At 61.3% G+C, this 19862-nt stretch carries 22 protein-coding genes and 4 pseudogenes; 13 read left to right on the top strand and 13 right to left on the bottom strand.

Annotation, left to right across the window (positions count from 1 at the left end):
* Window positions 1–358: 358 nt before the first annotated feature.
* The 6 genes and pseudogenes from AB7245_RS46725 to AB7245_RS46700 all read right to left on the bottom strand — a co-directional run bounded on the left by AB7245_RS46725 (window position 359) and on the right by AB7245_RS46700 (window position 7265).
* A complete protein-coding gene (locus AB7245_RS46725; RefSeq protein ID WP_439035968.1) occupies window positions 359–1918 on the bottom strand; it encodes a hypothetical protein in 1560 nt (519 codons plus the stop codon).
* A gap of 386 nt (window positions 1919–2304) precedes the next feature.
* Window positions 2305–2805, bottom strand: a pseudogene (locus tag AB7245_RS46720) (DNA ligase); the annotation flags it as partial.
* Window positions 2806–2851: 46 nt separating this feature from the next.
* Window positions 2852–3808 (bottom strand): IS3 family transposase, encoded by a 957-nt coding sequence (locus AB7245_RS46715; protein ID WP_439035993.1) that lies wholly within the window; start codon window positions 3806–3808, stop codon window positions 2852–2854.
* Window positions 3744–3998, bottom strand: coding sequence for a transposase (locus AB7245_RS46710; RefSeq protein ID WP_439035967.1), 255 nt, complete (start codon window positions 3996–3998; stop codon window positions 3744–3746). Before AB7245_RS46710 ends, AB7245_RS46715 begins: the two co-directional genes overlap by 65 nt.
* A 129-nt stretch (window positions 3999–4127) precedes the next feature.
* A complete protein-coding gene (locus tag AB7245_RS46705; RefSeq protein ID WP_354081003.1) occupies window positions 4128–5684 on the bottom strand; it encodes an ISL3 family transposase in 1557 nt (518 codons plus the stop codon).
* Between the two features lie 669 nt (window positions 5685–6353).
* Window positions 6354–7265 (bottom strand): LysR family transcriptional regulator, encoded by a 912-nt coding sequence (locus tag AB7245_RS46700; protein ID WP_162478953.1) that lies wholly within the window; start codon window positions 7263–7265, stop codon window positions 6354–6356.
* A 115-nt stretch (window positions 7266–7380) separates the two neighbouring features.
* Here AB7245_RS46700 and AB7245_RS46695 point away from each other — a divergent pair, with 115 nt between their 5' ends.
* From AB7245_RS46695 to AB7245_RS46655, 9 genes and pseudogenes are all read left to right on the top strand, one after another.
* Complete coding sequence (locus AB7245_RS46695) at window positions 7381–7641, top strand: hypothetical protein (protein ID WP_179945621.1); 261 nt, start codon at window positions 7381–7383, stop codon at window positions 7639–7641.
* An 11-nt stretch (window positions 7642–7652) separates the two neighbouring features.
* Window positions 7653–8861 (top strand): arabinose transporter, encoded by a 1209-nt coding sequence (locus AB7245_RS46690; protein ID WP_231145597.1) that lies wholly within the window; start codon window positions 7653–7655, stop codon window positions 8859–8861.
* Window positions 8862–8946: 85 nt separating this feature from the next.
* Window positions 8947–9639 carry a carboxymuconolactone decarboxylase family protein gene (locus AB7245_RS46685; RefSeq protein ID WP_354125295.1) on the top strand — a complete coding sequence of 231 codons (693 nt, stop codon included), beginning with the start codon at window positions 8947–8949 and terminating at the stop codon, window positions 9637–9639.
* Window positions 9640–9755: 116 nt separating this feature from the next.
* Window positions 9756–10151 (top strand): (R)-mandelonitrile lyase, encoded by a 396-nt coding sequence (locus AB7245_RS46680; protein WP_210168712.1) that lies wholly within the window; start codon window positions 9756–9758, stop codon window positions 10149–10151.
* Between the two features lie 10 nt (window positions 10152–10161).
* Window positions 10162–10551 carry a DUF2255 family protein gene (locus AB7245_RS46675; RefSeq protein WP_162478955.1) on the top strand — a complete coding sequence of 130 codons (390 nt, stop codon included), beginning with the start codon at window positions 10162–10164 and terminating at the stop codon, window positions 10549–10551.
* A complete protein-coding gene (locus tag AB7245_RS46670; RefSeq protein ID WP_162478956.1) occupies window positions 10548–10934 on the top strand; it encodes a putative quinol monooxygenase in 387 nt (128 codons plus the stop codon). The genes AB7245_RS46675 and AB7245_RS46670 overlap by 4 nt, the downstream gene beginning before the upstream one ends.
* Window positions 10935–10944: 10 nt before the next feature.
* The gene (locus AB7245_RS46665; protein ID WP_439035966.1) at window positions 10945–11712 is read left to right on the top strand and encodes a glucose 1-dehydrogenase; all 768 of its coding nucleotides are present in this window, start codon (window positions 10945–10947) and stop codon (window positions 11710–11712) included.
* Window positions 11713–11804: 92 nt separating this feature from the next.
* Window positions 11805–12662: an SDR family oxidoreductase gene (locus AB7245_RS46660; RefSeq protein WP_162478958.1), complete on the top strand. Its 858-nt coding sequence runs from the start codon at window positions 11805–11807 to the stop codon at window positions 12660–12662.
* Window positions 12662–13032 (top strand): annotated as a pseudogene (locus AB7245_RS46655) (hypothetical protein). The gene AB7245_RS46660 and the pseudogene AB7245_RS46655 overlap by 1 nt, the downstream one beginning before the upstream one ends.
* On the opposite strand, the gene AB7245_RS46650 reads toward AB7245_RS46655, so the two are convergent.
* The 3 genes and pseudogenes from AB7245_RS46650 to AB7245_RS46640 form a co-directional block, all read right to left on the bottom strand.
* Window positions 12977–13417, bottom strand: a complete 441-nt coding sequence (locus AB7245_RS46650) for a hypothetical protein (protein WP_439035965.1) — start codon at window positions 13415–13417, stop codon at window positions 12977–12979. The pseudogene AB7245_RS46655 and the gene AB7245_RS46650 overlap by 56 nt on opposite strands.
* 19 nt (window positions 13418–13436) lie before the next feature.
* Window positions 13437–14069 (bottom strand): annotated as a pseudogene (locus AB7245_RS46645) (DNA topoisomerase IB); the annotation flags it as partial.
* An 88-nt stretch (window positions 14070–14157) separates the two neighbouring features.
* Window positions 14158–14341: pseudogene (locus tag AB7245_RS46640) on the bottom strand (DNA ligase); the annotation flags it as partial.
* A gap of 1056 nt (window positions 14342–15397) precedes the next feature.
* Here AB7245_RS46640 and AB7245_RS46635 point away from each other — a divergent pair.
* The gene (locus tag AB7245_RS46635; RefSeq protein WP_162478960.1) at window positions 15398–15625 is read left to right on the top strand and encodes a hypothetical protein; all 228 of its coding nucleotides are present in this window, start codon (window positions 15398–15400) and stop codon (window positions 15623–15625) included.
* Window positions 15626–15678: 53 nt separating this feature from the next.
* Here AB7245_RS46635 and AB7245_RS46630 read toward each other — a convergent pair whose 3' ends face one another.
* Complete coding sequence (locus tag AB7245_RS46630; protein ID WP_162478961.1) at window positions 15679–16038, bottom strand: response regulator transcription factor; 360 nt, start codon at window positions 16036–16038, stop codon at window positions 15679–15681.
* A 436-nt stretch (window positions 16039–16474) separates the two neighbouring features.
* Here AB7245_RS46630 and AB7245_RS46625 point away from each other — a divergent pair, with 436 nt between their 5' ends.
* The 3 genes from AB7245_RS46625 (at window position 16475) to AB7245_RS46615 (ending at window position 17970) form a co-directional block, all read left to right on the top strand.
* Window positions 16475–16942 carry a hypothetical protein gene (locus AB7245_RS46625; protein WP_162478962.1) on the top strand — a complete coding sequence of 156 codons (468 nt, stop codon included), beginning with the start codon at window positions 16475–16477 and terminating at the stop codon, window positions 16940–16942.
* A gap of 275 nt (window positions 16943–17217) precedes the next feature.
* On the top strand, window positions 17218–17670 hold the full coding sequence (locus AB7245_RS46620) for a YidB family protein (protein WP_210168710.1): 453 nt from the start codon (window positions 17218–17220) through the stop codon (window positions 17668–17670).
* 36 nt (window positions 17671–17706) lie between these two features.
* On the top strand, window positions 17707–17970 hold the full coding sequence (locus tag AB7245_RS46615; RefSeq protein ID WP_162478963.1) for a GlsB/YeaQ/YmgE family stress response membrane protein: 264 nt from the start codon (window positions 17707–17709) through the stop codon (window positions 17968–17970).
* A 76-nt stretch (window positions 17971–18046) separates the two neighbouring features.
* On the opposite strand, the gene AB7245_RS46610 is transcribed toward AB7245_RS46615, so the two are convergent.
* The 3 genes from AB7245_RS46610 to AB7245_RS46600 are packed head-to-tail and all read right to left on the bottom strand — an operon-like array spanning window position 18047 to window position 19859.
* The gene (locus AB7245_RS46610) at window positions 18047–18790 is read right to left on the bottom strand and encodes a hypothetical protein (protein WP_162478964.1); all 744 of its coding nucleotides are present in this window, start codon (window positions 18788–18790) and stop codon (window positions 18047–18049) included.
* Entirely contained in the window at window positions 18787–19203 is a 417-nt protein-coding gene (locus AB7245_RS46605; RefSeq protein WP_439035964.1) for a phage holin family protein, read from the bottom strand. Before AB7245_RS46605 ends, AB7245_RS46610 begins: the two co-directional genes overlap by 4 nt.
* Window positions 19200–19859, bottom strand: coding sequence for a hypothetical protein (locus AB7245_RS46600; protein ID WP_231145600.1), 660 nt, complete (start codon window positions 19857–19859; stop codon window positions 19200–19202). The genes AB7245_RS46605 and AB7245_RS46600 overlap by 4 nt, the downstream gene beginning before the upstream one ends.
* Window positions 19860–19862: the final 3 nt, after the last annotated feature.

Below are 19862 nucleotides of genomic sequence, written 5' to 3'. Positions count from 1 at the left end.
ATCGCTCAAATTGAGGCTGCAAACATTCAACTAAAGCGGTCGAGGCTTAATCGGTCCGGCGAGGCGGCGGCGGCGCGGGCTGGAGGTGCTGGATCGGGCGGCGGCGGCAATTCGGCCGCTAGCGGTCAAGGCGCTTCGAGCAGCCCTGGGTCGACCAACCCGGGCGCGACATCAATGACCCGAAGATGAAGGGGAAGTAGTCCCATCGCGAACAGCCCGCCGGATATGATCCAGCGGGCTATCTTCATGATGCGTTCGCTTATGAGCAGGAGCAGTCGCGGTTGAGGACCGCATTCGTTGGAGCGATTGCCTTGGTTTTGAGGATCGATGACTAAATCGCCGACGAAGAGGAACGCTCTCAGACAAACAAAAAGTCATTCGCCGTCATCAAATTGGTGAAGTTTGCAAGTGTAACTTGATCGACTCCTGCGATGATAATGGTGCTAGTTCCATTTTGGGTTATGACAAGATCATCGAACGACTGCACGCCCGCCACGTCAATGAAAGCGACCTTATCATCTTGGCATTGGCTGAAGTCCCCGATGACATTCTGAGTTCCGACCGTCGTTGCACCATCATCCTTGAATACGAACGTGTCGCTACCGCCAAGAGCATTGCCGCGCAGTTGGCCATCGCCCCACATCTCATTGCTGACCGTGCAACCGGGCGCCGCGGTTCCAGCGTAGAGGACATCGCTGCCTCCCTTGGCACGACCCGAAAGTTGCTCCGCGTCGCCCCATAAGAAGTTATCGACCCGGCCGCTACCAACGGCCTCGCCGCCGACAATAAGATCATCGCCTCCTTGGGTCGCGCCGCCCATGGCCTGAGCGTCCCCATACAGCTCATTTACAACATCAGTCAGGGACCTATCGCCGCCGCTTAGACTGTCATTGCCCCCGCTGGCAGCGTCGAGCATCGTAACAGCATCGCCGACGGCGAAGTTCTTGCTCCCCTGCAACGTCGCAACGTCGTCGCCGCCTTGCGCATGCCCGGACATTGTGGCGCCGGCGTCCCCGTAAAAAGACACTGTGGAGCCGCCCTCGTTGACGAAAGTATCGTTGCCGCCCTTGGCAAAGCCGGAGATGTCGCCGCCGGCATCGCCATAAAAGGTCTTTGACGTTACCGCCCCACCGGAGCCCATGAAACTGTCGTCGCCTCCCTCAGCATGGCCCGACATATTACCTCCGGCATCACCATAGAACACCTGCGTGGCGAACAAGGCCCCGTTGAAGGTGTCGTTGCCACCTTTGCTGTAGCCGGTCATGTCACCGCCGGCATCTCCGTAGAATGTGTTGCCTGAGTCCGTTCTGGCTGTGAATGTGTCATCGCCGCCGTGGGCGTGACCGGACATATTGCTCCCGGTATCACCAAAAAAGACGTTTGTTGCCTGCCTGGAGCCCTGGAAGCTGTCATTGCCACCCTTGCTGTAGCCAGACATGTCGCCGCCCGCATCGCCATAAAAGGTGTGGGTGCCACCCTGTACCGTCTGAGTTATAAAAGTGTCGTCGCCGCCCTGAGCGTGACCCGACATGGCGCCGCCGGCATCGCCGAAGAACGTATTGATTTGCTGTCTGCCAGTTCCACTCAAGAAGGTGTCGTTGCCGCCCTTACTGTGCTCCGACATGTCCGCGCCAGCGTCCCCGTAGGCAGTGACACCAGCCAATGGGAGTCCGTTGAACGTGTCATCGCCGCCCTGCGCAAAATCGAAAATGCTGCCAACCACGTCACCATAAAATGTGTAATTGGAAAGTCCGACTTCATCGAAGGTGTCGTTGCCCCCCTTCGAGAAGTCGAACAGGTTCCCACCAGCATCGCCGAACAAGGTCGGTGCGCCCGGGGTGCCTATCAGGTTGTCGTCGGTGCCGAATTGATGATTGACCAGGTCCTCCGGAGTAAGCGGAACAGGCTGCCTGCGCATCGCGAGTCCTCCTCGACTGCATCCAGCGCAATCTTAGGATGTTACGTCAGACCGCGCGCAAGCTATAAAGAGGTATATCTTTGGACAGATCGCATTCCTGTCGGGAACGCCCATGGTTACCTGGTTCATTGCTGCGCTTATGCGCTGGCATGTCAACATGGCGCGATGATCGTGCGAAAAAGCGCGGCGCCGGGCGGGGCGCTCCCAGAGCGGCGCCTGCGGCTTAGCGTTATGCTTCTGGGCGACATTCCCGCACAGTAAACGTTTGTGCGAGTACTGGGGAAACAGCGACCTCGACACTGCGCTCGCAGGGCATGTTGAACTAGTCGAAATCGCTAAAAGTCGACTGCATTAACGGAGCGGATTTCCGGGCAGCCCGCCATGCTCTAGAGATCCTCGCGCAACCCTTTGAAGAACGGATGCCGCACCTTCCCCTCGGCCGACTTCGCTCGGTACTCAATCTCAGCAAGAAGCTTCGGTTCGACCCAGATGCCTTTGTGCGCTATCCGCTTCGCGTAGGGCTGTGTCTTCCGGACCAGCGGCTCGAGGCGCCGCCGCAGCTCGGCCGCCGACGTCTTGTCGAAGCCATGGTCGACCTTGCCAGCGTAAACCAGGTCAGAACCCTTTCGCCGAGCAAGGTATATGCCGTCCCATTTGCCGTCGTCGAGCGCGAAGCCGGCGATGGTGAGTGTCTCGCGCTGGGCGCAGGTTTTCTTGACCCAATTGTTGGTGCGGCCGACCGGGTAGACGCTGTCGCGCACCTTGGAGACGACGCCTTCGAGCCCGACCTTGCAGGCATGGGCAAACATCTCGTTCCCGTCGATCTCGAAACTCGCGCTGAACTGAACGTCGGTGCCGGCAATGATCTTCTTCAGTGTCATTCGGCGCGCTGTTTGACCCCTTATTGGAGTGGGCCCCTCGGAGCAGACGGGGTCAGGCTGCTGGTTTGACCGTTCGCCGGGTGTGTTGATCCTCGAATTGCACAGGACTGAGATAACCGAGTGCCGAGTGAAGCCGTCGACGGTTGTAAACCTCCTCAAGGAAGCGCGGAAGGTTTTCGGCAACGTCGATGAAGGTTTCGAATGCCATCGGATAAACGGCTTCGACCTTGAGTGTCTTCATGAAGCTCTCCGCCGTGGCGTTGTCGTATGGGTTGCCGCGCCGGCCCATGGAGCCGATCAAGCCGTGGGCGGCAAGATGATCGCGATAGGCAGCCGCAGCGTATTGTGATCCACGATCGGAATGATGCACGCAGCCGGGAGGTGGTTTGCGGCCTTCGATCGCGGCGGCCAGGGCCGCGAGCGTCAGCCGGGCGTCGATCGAGCGGCTGATGGCGTATCCGACCACTCGCCGTGACCAGGCATCCAAGATGACGGCGACATAGACAAAGCCGCCGGCGATGGCGACATATGTGATATCGGCCACCCAGAGTTGGTCGGTACCGGTGGGAGTGATGTCGGTGGCGAGATTCGGGAAGGTCGGCTGACCGTGATCGCTGTCTGTTGTCACCATGAAGCGGCGACGTAATCTCGGCTGAAGGTCATGCTCACGCATCAGGCGGCGGATCTTCTTGTGATTAACGATCAGGCCCTGCTGGCGAAGCGCAGCCTGGACGCGACGCCAGCCATAGTGCTCGAACTCGTCGCAGATAGTGGCGATCGCCTCAACGATCGCAGTATCATCGGCCGCCTTCTCAGAGCGGTCATAGTAAGTCGAGCGCGCAATCCCCATCAGCCGACATCCTTCCGTGACGGAGAGGCCGCGGGGCCGGTGATCGCGGATGTAGGCTCGCTTCTCCTCCGCGGTCGTGCATGCAGAGCCCCCTTTAGAAACTCGAGCTCCAGGGCCTGTTTCCCGACCAGCCTCTCGAGGGCGGCAATCGCGCCTCATAATCCTGGAGAAGATCGGCCGCCGCCAAATCTTCATCGAGAGCGCCTGCCTGAAACTTCTCGACCCAGATCCGGATCAGATTGCGGGAGATGTCATGCCGCTTCGCGAGCCCGTGCAGCGTCTCGCCGCTCAGATACTCTTGCGACACCTGCCGTTTGAACTCGACGCTGTGGGTTCGGTGCTTTGCCATGGGCCTTCATCCTCTGAAAGCCCGGCCGTCCGGTCAATTACTGAAAGCCAACCTGTCCCCCCTGGAGGGCCCACTCCATTAGGGGGTCAAAATTCGGCTCTGACGCATATTCGATGATCGTGATTGTTTTTATGGCGCGCCAATCAGCCTAGCCTGAAGGAGATCGAGCTTAGCGCGTCCGTACATTTGCCGTTTGACCAGCTTGAGCTTGGTGATCTGAGCTTCCACTTGGCCATTGGACCATGGTTGCGTGATAGCCGCGTGCACCGCGCCCTTATCGTTGGCAATGCCATTCGCGAACGAGGCAATGAGGCTCCGCTTGGATTCCTCAATCCAAGGTTCGAGCTCCATCTCGGCCTTCTTTCGGATCATCGCGTGGAAGCGGCCAATGAGAGCTTGGGCATCGGCCAGCATAGGAACGTTTTGTTCGATGACGGCAAGCGTGACGGTCTCGGCCCTGGTCAGGTGGTCGCGCTTCGTCGTCATCAGCTGCGCTATCGTCCTGGCGGCGGGGACCTTCTGCAATTGTTGATGGCTGATAGTCTCGGCACGCCGCCGTCGCGTCGCCCATTCCGCCACCACGCGCAGCGATCCCATAAAGCCTTGTCCCTTCAAACGGCGCCAGAGTTCGGCACCGTTGCGACAGCCGCCTGACCATTGCGCGTCCAGGAACGGCAGATGCCCGTCCAGGGTGCTTTGACGGGTGCGGAACATATCCGTACCGCCGCCGCGGCTAATTTGGCGAACCAGATTGCGACTATGTCCTGTGCGGCGGACGATCTCCTTGAACGGCACACCGTCGCTGACGAGAGCCGCAATTGCGGCATGGCTGTCCCGGCGCCGCAGATAGCCCTGATAGCGCAGCTTTTCCGCATAGGTCAGCAATTCCGGGTTGATCGTTGTCGCTCCGATTGCGGTTCGGATTCTGTTCATGGAGCGGCGCACCGCATCAAGGAAGGCCGCGCTCGCATTTTCCATCAGATGCCAGCGGTCGGCGACCTGGATGGCGTTCGGGAGCGCCTTAGCTGCTGCCTCGCCGTATCCACCACCGCGATCTCGCGACACAATGTTGATCGCTGGGTGCTTCGATAGCCACGCCCGAACGGTCGCAGTCTCCCTGTCGGGCAGCAGGGTAACGATCCGCCGACGCTCCAAATCGCACACGATCGTCCCGTATCGATGGTTTCTCCGGAACGCCCAGTCATCGATGCCCACAACAAGCAATGGATCTGTCGGCATCGCCGTCCGCCGACGGACCACCCGTAGCAAGGTATCGTTGCTGACAGGCAGCATGAGCCGCTTGGCGAAGCTTGCCGCCGGCCGGCCGCCGAGCGCCAACCCCAGGTGATGGACGATGTATTCCAGCCGTGCTGTCCGGCGCCGTCGCAGCGGGACGATGTCTTCTCCGAACCGCTCCGCGAAGATCCGCCGGCGGCAATGCGGCACCTCGCATGTGAAGCGCCGCGTGAGTAATCGGAGGCGCACCTTTCTGCCCGCTGATGGCAAATCGGCAACGTGCCGGACGTAGCGGCTATGGATGCGGCTCGACGCTGTCGCGCACAAAGGGCACCGAGCCTCCGCAGCTTCCGACCTAACAGACAGAATAAGCGAATCCATTGAGTCACTTACACCATCAACCACCAAACCACTCGGTACTAGCGATGAGATTTGAAAGCCCGTCCGCATGGCGCTGATTCTCCGTTTGAGAACCACAGTCGCCCGGCAAACTTCATCGGAAATGAGTCAGACCCAAAATTCGGCGCTTATTCACATTTTCCCAACTATCGCGCCCGGCGCTCTTACTCGGCTCAGCCTCGAGAGCTGTCCTTGAGACCTCGAACTTGCCGTGTTGCTTGCAATCAAACCCTTCGGCATCACCGGTTCTTGGAAGCTCTCCGATTTCGTTTCCGCAAATCGGACATGCCACCATTTGGAATCCTCTCCATGCGGGGCCGCTCATGGCACTGCAGAACCAAGCGAGATTTAGCGTGCGAGAAGCGTGCCGCTATAGGCGCATTCCCGCGCACGTTTCTGCATTTGTACTCACCGCGCCTACCCCGATGGTTTTCCAAAGAGCCTAAAAATCAAAGGGGGAAGCTGGTGCTGCCAGACAGGATTGAACTGGGGCGACAATCCTGACTTGCATTGATTTTATTGCGCTTTTCGGTCCAGTGATTTGTTTTTGTGTGGCACTCTTGAGCGGCGCCGTGGCACAAGCATTACCACTTCCGGCGCGGGGTCGTCACGTTGGAATCTCCAGGTGCCTCGCGGCATGGGCACTTCTCCGTTCGGCAACCCCGGGCGAGTTTGAGGCCAGCTGCTAGCCAAAAGCGCACCGCAACCTGAGCCACAGCTTTACCCCCGCGATGCTCTGCCTCGGTATCGAAGCGCGTCGACCAGCAGCGTGAATGCCGGCGATGGCTGCCGACGGCTCGGATAGTATAGGTGATATCCTGAGAATGGCGGGCACCAGTCCCCCAGCACCCGAATGAGCTCGCCGCTCGACAAGTAGGGCTGAACCTGACCTTCGGTCAGGTAGGCCAAGCCAAGCCCCTGCAGCGCGGCGTGCAGCAGCGCGCCCGAACTGTTGAAGACCAGTTGCCCGTCCACGCGCACATTCACGTCGCGCCCGTTCCTCTCGAACTCCCATGCATAGAGGCGCCCACCGTGGGTGGGTAGGTGAAGGTTGACGCAGTTGTGCTGCGTCAGATCCTGCGGCGTCCGCGGCCTCACTCGAGAAGCAAAGTAGGACGGCGAGCCTACCACAGCCATGCGTAGGTCCGGACCGACCCGGACCGCTATCATGTCCTTCGCGACCAGTTCGCCCGGCCGGATCCCGGCATCGTACTGCGCGGCCACGATGTTCGTGAGGCCCACGTCGATCATCACCTCGACTTTGATGTCTGGATAGAGCGGCGCGATCTTGGCCATTGCGGGCATCAGGATCGCCTGCGCGGCATATTCCGTCGCGGTAATCCGGATAGTCCCGGCGGGCTTTTCGCGCAATTCGCTCAGGGCTCCAAGCTCGGCATCCATTTCGTCGAACTTGGGTCCAATCTTCTGCAGCAGCCGCTCGCCGGCCTGCGTCGGTGTGACGCTCCGCGTGGTCCGGTTCAGGAGCCTGACACCCAGACGTTCCTCCAGACCTTGGACGGTCTGACTCAGGGTCGGCTGGGATATCGCAAGCCGAGCCGCCGCCCGGGTGAAGCTGCGTTCTCGCGCCACGGCCAGGAACGCTAGAAGATCGCTCGCGTCAGCGCGTTCCATTTATAGGCTACTCCAATCAATCCAATTGGATTTTATCATCTAATGCAGCAGGCCCCAAGCGCCTACTTTGGAAGTCGACCGGCGGGTGGACGAGGACAACGCGGAGTAGGAAAGAATGAGGGAAGGTATTGCAGACAGGTTCGTCATCACCCGCGCAAGCAACAGCCGCACGACCGTGATATCGCTCGGCGCCGTCGCGACTGAGCTTCCCGCCGGCATCAGCGATGCCGAAACCGCGGAGAACGTCCGGAACTTCTATTCGCAGGTTGCGGTACCGGCGGACTCGTTCGCCCGCGTCGTCGCCTTCGCGATGAGCCAGCCTGATGACGTGGACATCAACGAGATCCTCTACAGGCCAACCAAGCAGGAAGTCTGAGGGGCGGCGACATGTCAGTTGTAGCCATGCGAGAGGCCACGGAAGGACGTTCCTTTGCCGCGTCCCTGTTGCCGATCATGGGCGCGGTCTTCGTCGCCTTTCTCGTCATCGGCGTTGCGATGCCGGTGCTCCCGCTCTACGTCCACGATGGACTCGGTTTCGGCACTTTCGTGGTCGGCCTCGTCGCCGGTAGTCAGTTCGCTGCATCGTTGATTTCGCGACCCTGGGCGGGCCACTACTCTGACGGTCGTGGCGCGAAGCGCGCGGTCGCCGCAGGTCTGCTGGCGGCATCGACGTCCGGATTGATTTACTTGTGTTCACTGCTGTTGCGAGGCGCGCCGGAAGCATCGGTCGCCGTGTTGCTGCTTGGGCGGGGCGTGCTTGGAGGGGCGGAGAGCTTCATCATTACCGCCGCCGTTAGTTGGGGGCTTGCGATCGTCGACTCCCGCAATACCGGGAAGGTCATTGCCTGGGTCGGGTCCGCGATGTTCGCAGCCTTTGCGATTGGGGCCCCGGTCGGCTCCGCGCTTTACGCCGGCTACGGATTTGCCGCGATCGCGGGTGTCACGGCGCTGGCTCCCCTTGTCACATTGCTGCTGATCGCCCCGCTTCCGGCCGTTGTGCCGGTGCCGCGCTCCCGCTTATCGTTCGCCAAAGTGTTCGGATCGGTGTGGGTCCCCGGTTTCGGATCTGCGTTGGGCAGTGTGGGGTTCGGGGCTGTGACCACGTTCGCCGCGCTGCTGTTCGCCGATCGCGGTTGGACGCAAGGCTGGCTCGCATACACGGTCTATGCCGCCGCGTTTATCATTGCGCGCGTACTCTTCAGCCATGCTTCCGACAAGTTTGGCGGCGCCAAGGTCGCTTTATTCTGCGTGCTCATCGAAACTGCCGGCCAAGCGCTGATGTGGCTGGCCGTTCGTCCCGAACTAGCGCTCGTCGGAGCCGCCCTCACGGGATTCGGATTCTCACTGGTCTATCCCGGCTTCGGCGTCGAAGCGGTCCTGCGGGTGCCGGCACAAAGTCGCGGTCTCGCGATGGGAGCCTACACTGCCTTCCTCGACCTGGCTCAAGGGATCGCAAGTCCCGCGCTCGGGCTGGTCGCGAGGGGAGCCGGCCTGAATGTCGTGTTTCTCGTCAGCGCCGTCACCGTACTATGCGCCGCGTTCGTCGCGTCGTGGCTGATGGTGAACCCGCCAACAGTCGGAGGACAGCAGCGGTGAAACTTCTCGCGGCAACCATACTTTCGTTCTCGATCGTCGCCAGCGCGGCCAACGGTCAACAGACAATCATCGGAGGAGTAAAACCATGCCCACGACCGAAGACATTCGGGCCGTCGCGCCCGCCCTTGACAAATATGCGAAGGACGTCGTGCACGGTGACCTCTGGAAGCGGCCGGGACTGCCGCCGCGAGATAGGAGCATCGTCACGGTCGCCGCGCTCATCGCGCGCGATCAGACAGTCGAGCTGCCGTACTATCTCAACCTCGCGCTCGACAACGGCGTGAAGCCGGCCGAACTGTCGGAAATCATCACGCACCTGGCGTTCTACACCGGCTGGGCAAACGCGATGGATGCCGTCGCCGCGGCGAAGGACGTGTTCAAGAGCCGTAACATCGGCGCGGACCAGCTTCCGCCCTCATCCGGTCCCCAGCTTCCCCTCGACGAAGCGGCGGAGGCGCAGCGGGCGACGCGTGTCGGCGAGCAGTTCGGCAAGATCACGCCCAGCCTGGTCCAGTATACGACAGACGTGCTGTTCCGCGATCTCTGGCTGAGGCCGGGGCTCGCGCCGCGCGACCGCAGTCTCACCACGGTCAGCGCCCTCATCGCGACCGGCCAGGTCGCGCAGATCACCTACCATCTGAACCGGGCGATGGATAACGGGTTGACCAAGGAGGAAGCCGGCGAGGCCATCGGCCATCTCGCTTTCTACGCGGGTTGGCCCAGTGCCTTCTCGGCGGCGCCGGTGGTCAAGGACGTCATCGAGAAGCGGCCCCGGTAACGATGTCGCCGTACTCGCGTCGACAGGCCATCGCCTTGGTGGCCGGTTTCGCGACATCGGCGGCGCCGGACGCCCGCGCCAAAGATTCGAACATGCCAAGGAACGCAGTCATGGACATCGATATCAAACGAAACGGCTCCCGCCCCTCGACGAAGGGGAATGCCGACTGGTTCACCGGTTCGGTTCGGGTGGATCCTCTCTTCCAGGCTCCGGACCCGGGACGGGTGAGCGGCGGTCAGGTCACGTTCGAACCCGGCGCCCGGACGGCCTGGCACACTCACCCGCTCGGGCAGACGCTGCTCGTCACTGCCGGCCTCGGATGGGTGCAGCGCGAGGGCGGATCGATCGAGGAGATCCGCGCCGGCGACGTCGTCTGGTTTCCGCCGGGTCTGAAGCATTGGCACGGCGCTTCGCCCACGACGGCCATGACGCATATCGCCATCCAGGAATCCTTCAACGGAAAGAACGTCGATTGGATGGAGAAGGTGGCCGACGACCAGTACCGAAAGTGAGGTGTCCACGATGCACCGCTGGAACGACGATGAACTTCGTAAGATTGCCGACGCCGACGACCTGCACGTCTCCCCGTTCAGGGAGGACGGGAGGACATACGGGACACCGACGTGGATATGGTCCGTCGCGGTTGACGGCGCGCTCTACGTTCGCGGCTACAATGGACAGAACTCCAGGTGGTACGGGGCCGCTGCGCAGCAGAAGGCCGGGCGGATCGTCGCCGCCGGCCTCACCAAGGAAGTGGCGTTCGAACCGGTCGACGGACCGATTCTGGATTCGATCGACGAGGCCTATCGCTCGAAGTATCGCGGCAATCGATATCTCGAACCGATGATCAGTGCGCGTGCCCGGTCCGCAACCATACGGATCGTGCCGCGGCAGGCTGGAGTACGATCATGAAGCAGTTTTTGGTCTACGGCGCGTCGATGCTTGCCGTCGCGCTGGGCGGCGCCGCCGTCGCCCAGGACCTGGGCGGACAATATGTCCAGGTGGCGGAGATCGAGGTCGATCCTGCTCAATTGGACGCTTACAGGGTCGCGGTCCAGGAGCAGATCGGCGCGGCGATCCGAGAGGAGCCGGGCGTCCTGGTGCTTTACGCGGTGTCCGAGAAGGACGACCCGGCCCGCGTCAAGGTCTTCGAGATCTATCGCGACAGGAAGGCATACGAAGCGCACCTCGGATCGGATCATTTCAAGAAATACAAGGCGACGGTGGAGAAGATGGTGAAGTCACTCAAGCTGGTGCAGGCGACGCCCATCGCGCTTGGAGCAAAAACGAAGTGAGATGGTTTTGATGAATCCGACCTATGATTTCAGCGGCCAGGTCGCGCTGGTGACCGGAGCAAGTTCGGGCATGGGGCTGGCGACCGCTGAGGCGTTCTCCAACTCCGGAGCGGCCGTCGTGCTCGCCGATATCAACGAAGAGGCGCTGCGGGCGACCGCCGAAAAGCTGACGTCCGCGGGACGCAAGGTTCTGACCGTGGTCTGCGATGTCTCGGACGAGGCGCAGGTCGCGCGCATGATTGAGCGGACTGTGACGCATTTCGGCAGGCTCGATATGGCCTTCAACAACGCGGGCATCCAGGTGCCCCCGAGTGATGCTGCTGACGAGACCGCGGAGAACTTCGATCGGGTGAACGGAATAAACCTTCGCGGTGTCTGGGCTTGCATGAAGCACGAATTGCAACAGATGCGGACGCAGGGAAGCGGAGCCACCGTGAATTGCTCGTCGCTTGGAGGTCTCGTCGGATTGCCGTGCCGCGCCGCCTATCACGCCTCCAAGCACGGCGTCATCGGACTGACGAGGAGTGCGGCGATGGAGTACGCGCCACGCGGTATCCGGATCAACGCGATGTGCCCTGGCACGATCAATACGCCGATGGTCTCGGACATGCTGGCGAAGCAGGCCGACGCCTTGAAGGAAATCATGCGCGACCAGCCGATCGGGCGGCTTGGCGAATCCGATGAGATCGCGGCCGCCGTGCTCTGGCTGTGCAGTCCGGGCGCCAGCTTCGTCCTCGGCGTCGCGCTACCGGTGGACGGCGGGTTTACCGCCCATTGAACGCGATTGGCGGGGAGGGGCGAGCAACGAGCTAGGAACCTTGGTTGCCTTGAGCTGGTTGTCGCGCTCTCGACCCGCGGAGATCGATCTCAATGCCCGACTATCCGAAGCCGCCGTTCCCAAGCCAGAGCCAGCCCATGCCCGGCTCGACCGCGAAAATGAACCCGCGCCCCGATCATGGAGAGACCAGCTACAAGGGATCGGGCCGCCTGCAGGGCAAACGGGCCGTCATCACCGGCGGTGATAGCGGAATAGGAAGGGCTGTCGCCATCGCTTTCGCCCGCGAGGGCGCCGATATCCTGATTGCCTATCTCGATGAGCACGACGACGCCAAGGAAGTAGCGGCTCTCGTCGAAGCCGAAGGTCGTAAGGCGGTCCTGGTGAAAGGTGATCTGAGATCCGCGGACCATTGCAGGAAGGTCGTCGATCTGGCGGTCCGCGACCTCGGCGGTGTCGACATTCTCGTCAACAACGCCGCCCATCAGGCGACCTTCAAGGATATCTCCGACATCAGCGACGAGGAATGGCGGATGACATTCGACGTGAATATCCACGCCATGTTCTTCCTCGCGAAGGCCGCCGTGCCGCGCATGCAGCCGGGCGGTGCCATCATTAATACGGCTTCCGTGAACTCGGACATGCCGAATCCCACTCTGCTGGCCTACGCGACCACCAAAGGTGCGATCCAGAATTTCACCGGCGGGCTGGCCCAGATGCTGGCGGAGAAGGGCATTCGCGTGAACGCCGTGGCGCCCGAGCCGATCTGGACGCCGCTGATCCCGTCGACCATGCCCGAGGATACCGTGAAGAATTTTGGCAAGCAGGTACCGATGAAACGCGCCGGGCAACCGGCGGAGCTGGCGACGGCGTACGTGATGCTGGCCGATCCGCTGTCGAGCTACACCTCGGGAACCACGGTCGCCGTGACCGGAGGGAAGCCTTTCATCTGATGCCGGGCCTCCAGCATCCCGTCACGCCTGATGGGCGCTATTTCGTGGTCCGCGGTAGACTCTGGCGGATGAGCGATCCCGACCTGGCTGCCCACGACAAGACGCGGCTTGTGAAGCGGCTGATGGATGCACGGCGAGCCGTGAAGGCAGCAAAAGCCGTCGGCGATCAGGATGCCGAAACCGCTGCGCACCGCCTGGTCGACGAGGCGAAGCGTGGGCTGGGAGAGCGGGGACCGGTGTGTGGAAGGACGGCGCGCCCGACTTTAACAGGCACGCGGCCAAGAACACGCCCTACGCCGATTGGTACGCCCGGATCAGGCGGCGGCCTTCAGGGAATCGAGACGCTTGCGGAGAAACGCCAGCACCATGATCTCGTCGGGCGTGAGCTTGGGGTACTGGCGCTTGAATTTCTGCGCGATCTTGGCTTCGATCATCTTGACCAGATCGCCGGACATGTAGGCGTTCAGGACCTCCGGGTGCACATAGCACTTGCGGCAGATGGCCGGAGTGTTGCCGAGTTGCTTGGAGACGCTCTCGATCGCGGCGACGACGTTGCGTTTGGCCTCGGCCTGGCTGTCGTACTTCTTGAACTCGGTCAGCGCCAATGCCGCAAGCACGGTCCCCGCCCAAGTCCGGAAATCCTTGGCGCTGAAGTCCTCGCTTGTGATGTCCTTGATGTACGCAGAAATCCACGGTGCGGGGCTCTCCGTCCTCGTCGAGGTACTTGAAGTGTTCGTGCCCCGGGATCTCCGCACGGCGCTTCACGATCGAGGCTATCCGCTTGTCCTCGACGCGCAGCTTCCACTGCTTACCCGACTTGCCCGTGAACTCGAACCGAAGGACGCCGCGGCCGATTGCGACGTGCTTTCGGCGCATCGTGGTGAGGCCGTAGGACTTATTCATCTCGGCATACTCGGCGTTGCCGACCCGGATCAGCGTCTTCTCCAAGAGGCTAACGATCGTGGCCAGCACCTTCTCTCGTGGTAACCCGTCCCGCTTCATGTCGGCGGCGACCCGGTCGCGCAACGCGGGCAGCGCGGCCGCGAACCGGATCACGTGCTCATATTTGTCCTGGTCGCGCAGCTCCCGCCATTTCGAGTGATAGCGGTACTGCTTCCGCCCGCGGGCATCGAGCCCGGTCGCCTGGATGTGGCCGTTAGGCGAGGGGCAGATCCAGACGGACTCGTAGGCGGGCGGGACGCCGATCGACTTGATGCGCCGGATGACGGCGGCGTCTGTGATGGGCTTGCCGTCCTTGTCGTAGTAGCTGAAGGTAGTGCCGGTCCGCTTGCGCGTGTACCCGGGCGAAGAGTCGCTGACGTACCGGAGCCCTTCTTCCGCGATGTTGGCCGCCACTTCGGCGGTGCGGTCTAGGACCTCTTCTTCCTTACTAGTCTGTCGGAGCATCCGCCTGTCCCTCGTGCGAAGCGGAGGCTTCGCTAACTCCATAAGGCGGGAGAGGCCCAGTTCGTTCCGGGTCGGCGCGCACCTCCGCTCAGACGTCCTCGCGGAGCCCTTTAAAGAAGGGATGTCTCACCATTCCTTCGGCCGACTTTGCCCGAGATGCCCTTGTATGCGATCCGCTTGGCGTAGGGGTGCGTCTTTCGGATCAGTGGCTTTAGCTGCCTTTGCAGATCAGCAGTGGAGACGTTGTCGAGGCCATAGTCGACTTCGCAAGCGAGTGAAGAAAGACTTGCGCAGCGCCGCTGGCGATCGCGGGGCCAGCTCAATCCCGGTGCTTGGTGATTCGCTCGTTTATTGTTGGCAAAGGGAGCGGGCCGGTTTTGACCCGCAGGCGGGCTTCGTATTGGATCGCCAAATCGAGGAGCCGCTTCTTGGTGAAGGGGTCAGCTTTATTTGCCAACTCACGTACCAAACCCGCCTGCGAACAACCGGACGCAGAGTGCGAACCAATTGGCTTCGGGCACCAATCAGGCGCAGCCTACGACGGTCGCAATTCGACCACGGCTCAGCGGCCGAACAGCCAGCAGAACACGGCCGATCGCTCGTCGAACACGAACGTGAATGCGTCTGTAAATATCAACGATCGGCAGCGGTGTCGATTTCGCACCTGAACGTGCAGCCGCGGTGGCCCAAGCATCGGTTTCAGCTTCGGCACCCCCGAGCTGGTGAAGCCGCTCTCTGAATGGCGCCCTTTCGACGTCAATTACGTTTCCGCGGTGACGAGATGTCTGCTGTTGCGAGCTCCTGGGACGGAAGGAGCAATTGCTGGCGCGGTTCCAAGGCGATCCCGGCTCGAACGAGAGCGCCGAAATCCAGGCGCTCCTCGCCAAGATCGAGACTGCGCTGAAGCTCGGCACCCAGGACCCCGCCGCTGCAGCGAGGACGGCTAGCCCTGGGGAGCAAAGGATTGAGGGGTTAGAGCTTCACCGACGTCTTCACCTCGCGGCGATTCCAGACTTGGCGGATGAAGGCCCCAGCTCGGGGGGGCTATGAGCTGGGGCCAGTTCGGAGATCACCCCTCGGGGCAGGGGCGTCGCGAAAACTTGGCACTCAGGCTATCGTTCCTCTGCGCCGCCGAGAAGTTTCGGATCGCGTCTGCCGGAAAGGCGCGCAGGTCCCGTCCACTCTGCCACAGCTTTCTTCGCCGCCCGCCGGCTCCACGCTCCCGGGACGCAAGCACAGGGGGCAGTCTGTGAAAGCCAAAATTGGCTGCTAAGATGCAATGCTCTCTCAGTAGATCGGTGCTACGTTGCGCCCTGCTGGGGACAACAATGGCACTCTACCGAATACTTCAAAACTCGCCTCTTGGGCCTGAAGAGATCACGCGACTTTCGACAGCCTACGAACAGGCCCTCCGCACGATTGGCGTACAGGATCGCAACGATCCCCTCACCGAACTGATTGCCAAGAAGATCATCGAGATCGGTCAGACCGGCCTCAAGGACCCTGCTGAGATCTGCGGTCGGGCCGTCGAGGAATTAGGCCTGCCGAAAGGATGATTCCGTGGGAAGGGCGTGGTGCACCCAGCGACGGATCCAGCCCGGGGTCCGGGCTACGGCGCCCCCTTTTCCTCGCCGAGCTCCTTGATCATCCGGACGATCTCTTCCGGGTGGAAGGGCTTCTGCACGATGCGGCTGCCGGGAACGGGGCGTGGTGTGGCGGGCGAAAAGCCCGTCGCGTAGATGACCGGCAGTTCCGGATCCTGCTCTCGGTAGCGTTCCGCGATCTGCCACCCATCGACCTGCCCGGGCAGCCTGACGTCGGTGACCAGCACGTCCGCGACGTGGCGCTTGCACCAGGCCAGTGCCTCCTCCCCGGTGCTCGCGTGTATCACGTGATAGCCTGCTTCGCGCAGCGCTTCCACGACGAATCCGCGGATCAGAGGGTCGTCCTCGACGAGAAGTACGCTCACTGGTGGCTCATATCCAATAGCATTTGTTAAGCATGTCGAACGGCCAAAGTGCGCAGCCGTTCCTTTTGCGGCGTTGGCGAAGCTTGCGACGCGGAGGGCTGCAGTGCAGGGGCGGTCGCGGGCTCTGCTGGGGGGGCGGCAAACGGCTGATCGCCTCCGCCATGCGGGACATATGTACCGATGTTGCTCAGCAGCCGTTTGGCCTGGAGGTCACGTGCCTTCGAATACTCACGTCGCCGGTGGCTGCGGCCCATCGATCCCATGCCTCGAACGCCTCGGCGTAGTGCTTTCGCATCTGCTTCTCGGCGAAAAGGCATAGACGGCGAAGGATCAGGCTTCTTGGAACGTAATTGCCCTTGCCGCTTTTCTTGGTGTGAAGGGCGTGCAGCCGTCTCGTTGCCTATGTCTCGGTGGGGTCTGCGAAGGAGGAGCTTTGATGAAAGCGACAGCTCTGGCGATCGCCTTTTTAATCGCTGTATCGGCCGCTTCGGTTTCGGCGCAGCCCATAAGGTGGACGACCTACCGCATTTCACAGACGGGTACGTCGGTCGACTTCCCTTCTTCGATCTTCACCGAAGAAGCGGGCCGGCCGGACGGTTATGGGCAACGCTTTCGAACCGCCGACGGCCGTGCCGACCTCACGATACAGGCTGCTCCCAACGTTGGGAGCGATTCCCCCGCTGTTTTCCTCGCGAAAAAAGGTCCGCCTTCGCGCATTCAGTACAAGAGAGTGACGCCGCGGTTTTTTGCGGTTTCCAGCTACAAGGGCGACAAGGTCTGGTATGACCGCTGCAACTTCTCCGGCGGGCTGGTCCATTGCGTGTTGATCAATTATCCGGCCAGCGAAGAGCGAGCCTGGGATGGGATCGTTACGCGCATCAGCCTCTCGCTGAATGGCGGGTGATCCATCCGTCTTCGCGTCGGGCGACGCTTCCTGGAATCTTGGGCTTGGTGTCACAGCGCAATCAGGCCCCGGAGGCGTTGGAACGTCTAACGGCCATGACGCCACCCCGGCATCCCTCCCTCTGAGCTGACCCGCGCTTCTGTTCTCCCATCAGACCAACTAAGGCGGCTTCTTAGCGGCTTAGGACTTCCGGCGGCAAGCTGCGGACGCATGCCTTAGGAACAGAACCGGGGTCCCAGAGTTCGAGCAGTCTAACCCTTTCACGGAGTTACCAAATGACCCGCGGAATGCCGTCCATGACTGCGCTTTTGGGACTGCTCGCCATTGCCGGATATCAGAATCGAGACAAGCTGGCGGAGTTGCTAAAGGGCCCGGGAGCGGGCTCGTTAGAACCGCCCGGATCTCAACAGCCGCTTGGTGGGCTGCTCAGCAATCTTACGGGCATGCTCAGCGGGGCAGGAGTCGGCGGACTGCTTCAAGGAGGGATCGGCGAGCTGCTGGAGAAATTCAATCAAAATGGCCGCGGTGACGTAGCTCAGTCGTGGATCAGCACAGGGCCCAATAAGGACATTTCGCCTCCGCAACTGAGGGAAGCAATAGGCTCAGACGTGTTGGAAAAGCTTGAACTGGAGACCGGGCTTTCTCAAGACGAGATTCTCGCAAGGTTATCCCGGGAGCTCCCCTCAGCAGTCGACAAGTATACGCCGGAGGGACGCCTACCCAATTGAATTGCCGCCGCGTCGCTCTATTGAAAGGAATAAACAATGAGTATTCTTTGGACCATCATTATTGGTTTCATCGCCGGCGTGATAGCCAAGTTCATCATGCCGGGGGACAATGAACCGGCCGGGTTCATTCTGACGACCATCCTCGGGATCGTCGGGGCCTTCGTAGCGACTTACCTCGGGCAAGCGCTTGGCTGGTATCGTCCTGGCGAAGGTGCGGGGTTGATTGGCGCCGTGGTCGGCGCTGTCATCGTGCTGTTTGCCTATGGCTTCGTGGTCGGCAGACAACGGAGACCAATCTGAGGAACGACCTCCCAAGCGAGTTCCGTTCACTCCGCTACCTCGCTGCAGATCCACGTGATCCGCGACCACCCCAACCTTAGCCCGGTTGGGGGGACCTTACTTTGGCGGTGGCTGCCTCAGCGGCATCCATGCCGGCCTGCTTCACCCTATCCAAGGCTTCGGCACCTTTGTCGCCGACTTCTGCGACCACGGTATCTGAGCCTTCGCGCAAGGCCTGCGATACCGCGCCGGCGCGACGATTCAGGTCGGCTTTAACATCGTCGGCAGCTTTGCCGATATATTCGTTCTCAATTTCGGAAGCGCGAAACGCGCCTGCGACTGCTGCACCGATCGCCAAGCCCACGATCCCAAGCACTAAGGGTTGTCTTTCAAGCAACTCAGTCATTGACGATTGCGCACTGGTGAGCGCTTCTTTACCTGGAAGCGCATTGCCGAGCTTGCCAAAGTTCTCCTGGAAGAAAGTGACTCCCTCGTCGAACCGATCCTGAACGTTGTCGACAGCTTCTGAGACTGCATCGGAAGCGGCAGCGGTCGCGCCTCGCAAAGTTTCGCCGACGCCCAGCGATCCCTCGTCGTCCATTTCAGGTGCCGTTGGGGGCGCCACAGTCTGCTTAACAGCCGATCCCGCCGACCTGAGATTACTCGTCCCAGCATCGGCCACGGGCGAAACCACATCCACAGCCGAGCGGGTCGCGGTCTTCAGCTTCTGGCCGCCAGCCAACAGCCAAAGCGCTCCGCCCCCGATAAGCGCAGCGGCAAGAGGGTTTTCCCGGGCTGCTGTCACCAAATTGTCAATAAAACCGCTCTTTGTGTCGCTCATCGCACCATTCCTTTCATGGTGTCCTTATCCTTTTCAAGCTGGCCGATCGTTTCTCGAGGTGCCAGATTGCGCACATCAAGCCGGTTGATGCCGACTGCAAAGAACAAGGCCGCGATTACCGCCGCTATGAACGCCGATGTCAGATACGATACCGGTTGCGACCATCCTGCGGCGATCAACGCCGCGGACAGGGCAAACAGTGCCATGACGATCGCCGGAACCACCAGAACGGCACCAGCTGCAATCAAACCTAGCGCTCCACCGCGTTTCTGAAGCTTGTCGCCAACTTCCGCCTTGGCCAGGTCCATTTCGTTTTGGAAGAGCTTGGCGAACTGCGACATGGTATCGCCCAGCAGCGTCGAGATGACCCGAAACTCGCCCTGGCTGGTTTTGATATCGTGCTCGATGCTCATGGTACGGCGCTGCCCTGTGAGGATGATGTCTGTTGCGAACTCGGACCGGGCGGCGCGGAACTCGCCGAGAACGGCGGGGCACCGGACTTCTGAACGGCTTCCGACGACGATTTATTCACTGTGCCGCTCCGCTTCGATGATGAGGATTGCTCGCCGGACGCTTTTAAAAAGCGGAGCGCTGCGAAGCCTGCCAGCACGGATATTCCGAGAAAGGCGGCGGGCTGACGCTTGGCGAAATCAGTTGCACCTTCGACGAGATCCCGGAAGCTGCCATCGCGGATCTTCTGGGCGGCTTCTTCGACGTAGTCGGCAGCAGAACCGATGCCGCGTGCAGCGAACGGTACGTCGCTCTCAAATGCTCGGCCGGCTTCACGCATGTTGCCTGCGAGGCGCTCAACGAAAGCGGCGCCCGACCGCTGCTGCTCGCGGGCCTGGCTCTGAATCTGCTCCACCGTCCCTTCCGTCACCCCTTTGGCTGCATCAGCCGCTTCACTGAACTTGTCCCGCGCGAGATCGGCCGTTGCCTGAAGGGCATCGCCAGCGCGCTGCTTCATCTCTGCCCCGGCTTCACCGATCTGTTCCTTCAGATCCTTCGAGGGTCCCTTGTCTCGGCTCGGCGCAAACTGCGTGATGTTGTTCGGGTCCACATCGTTCATGAT

The organism is Bradyrhizobium sp. 604_D8_N2_3 (genome assembly GCF_051810765.1).
GTDB lineage: Bacteria > Pseudomonadota > Alphaproteobacteria > Rhizobiales > Xanthobacteraceae > Bradyrhizobium > Bradyrhizobium barranii.
This window is presented reverse-complemented; position numbering and strand designations above follow the sequence as displayed.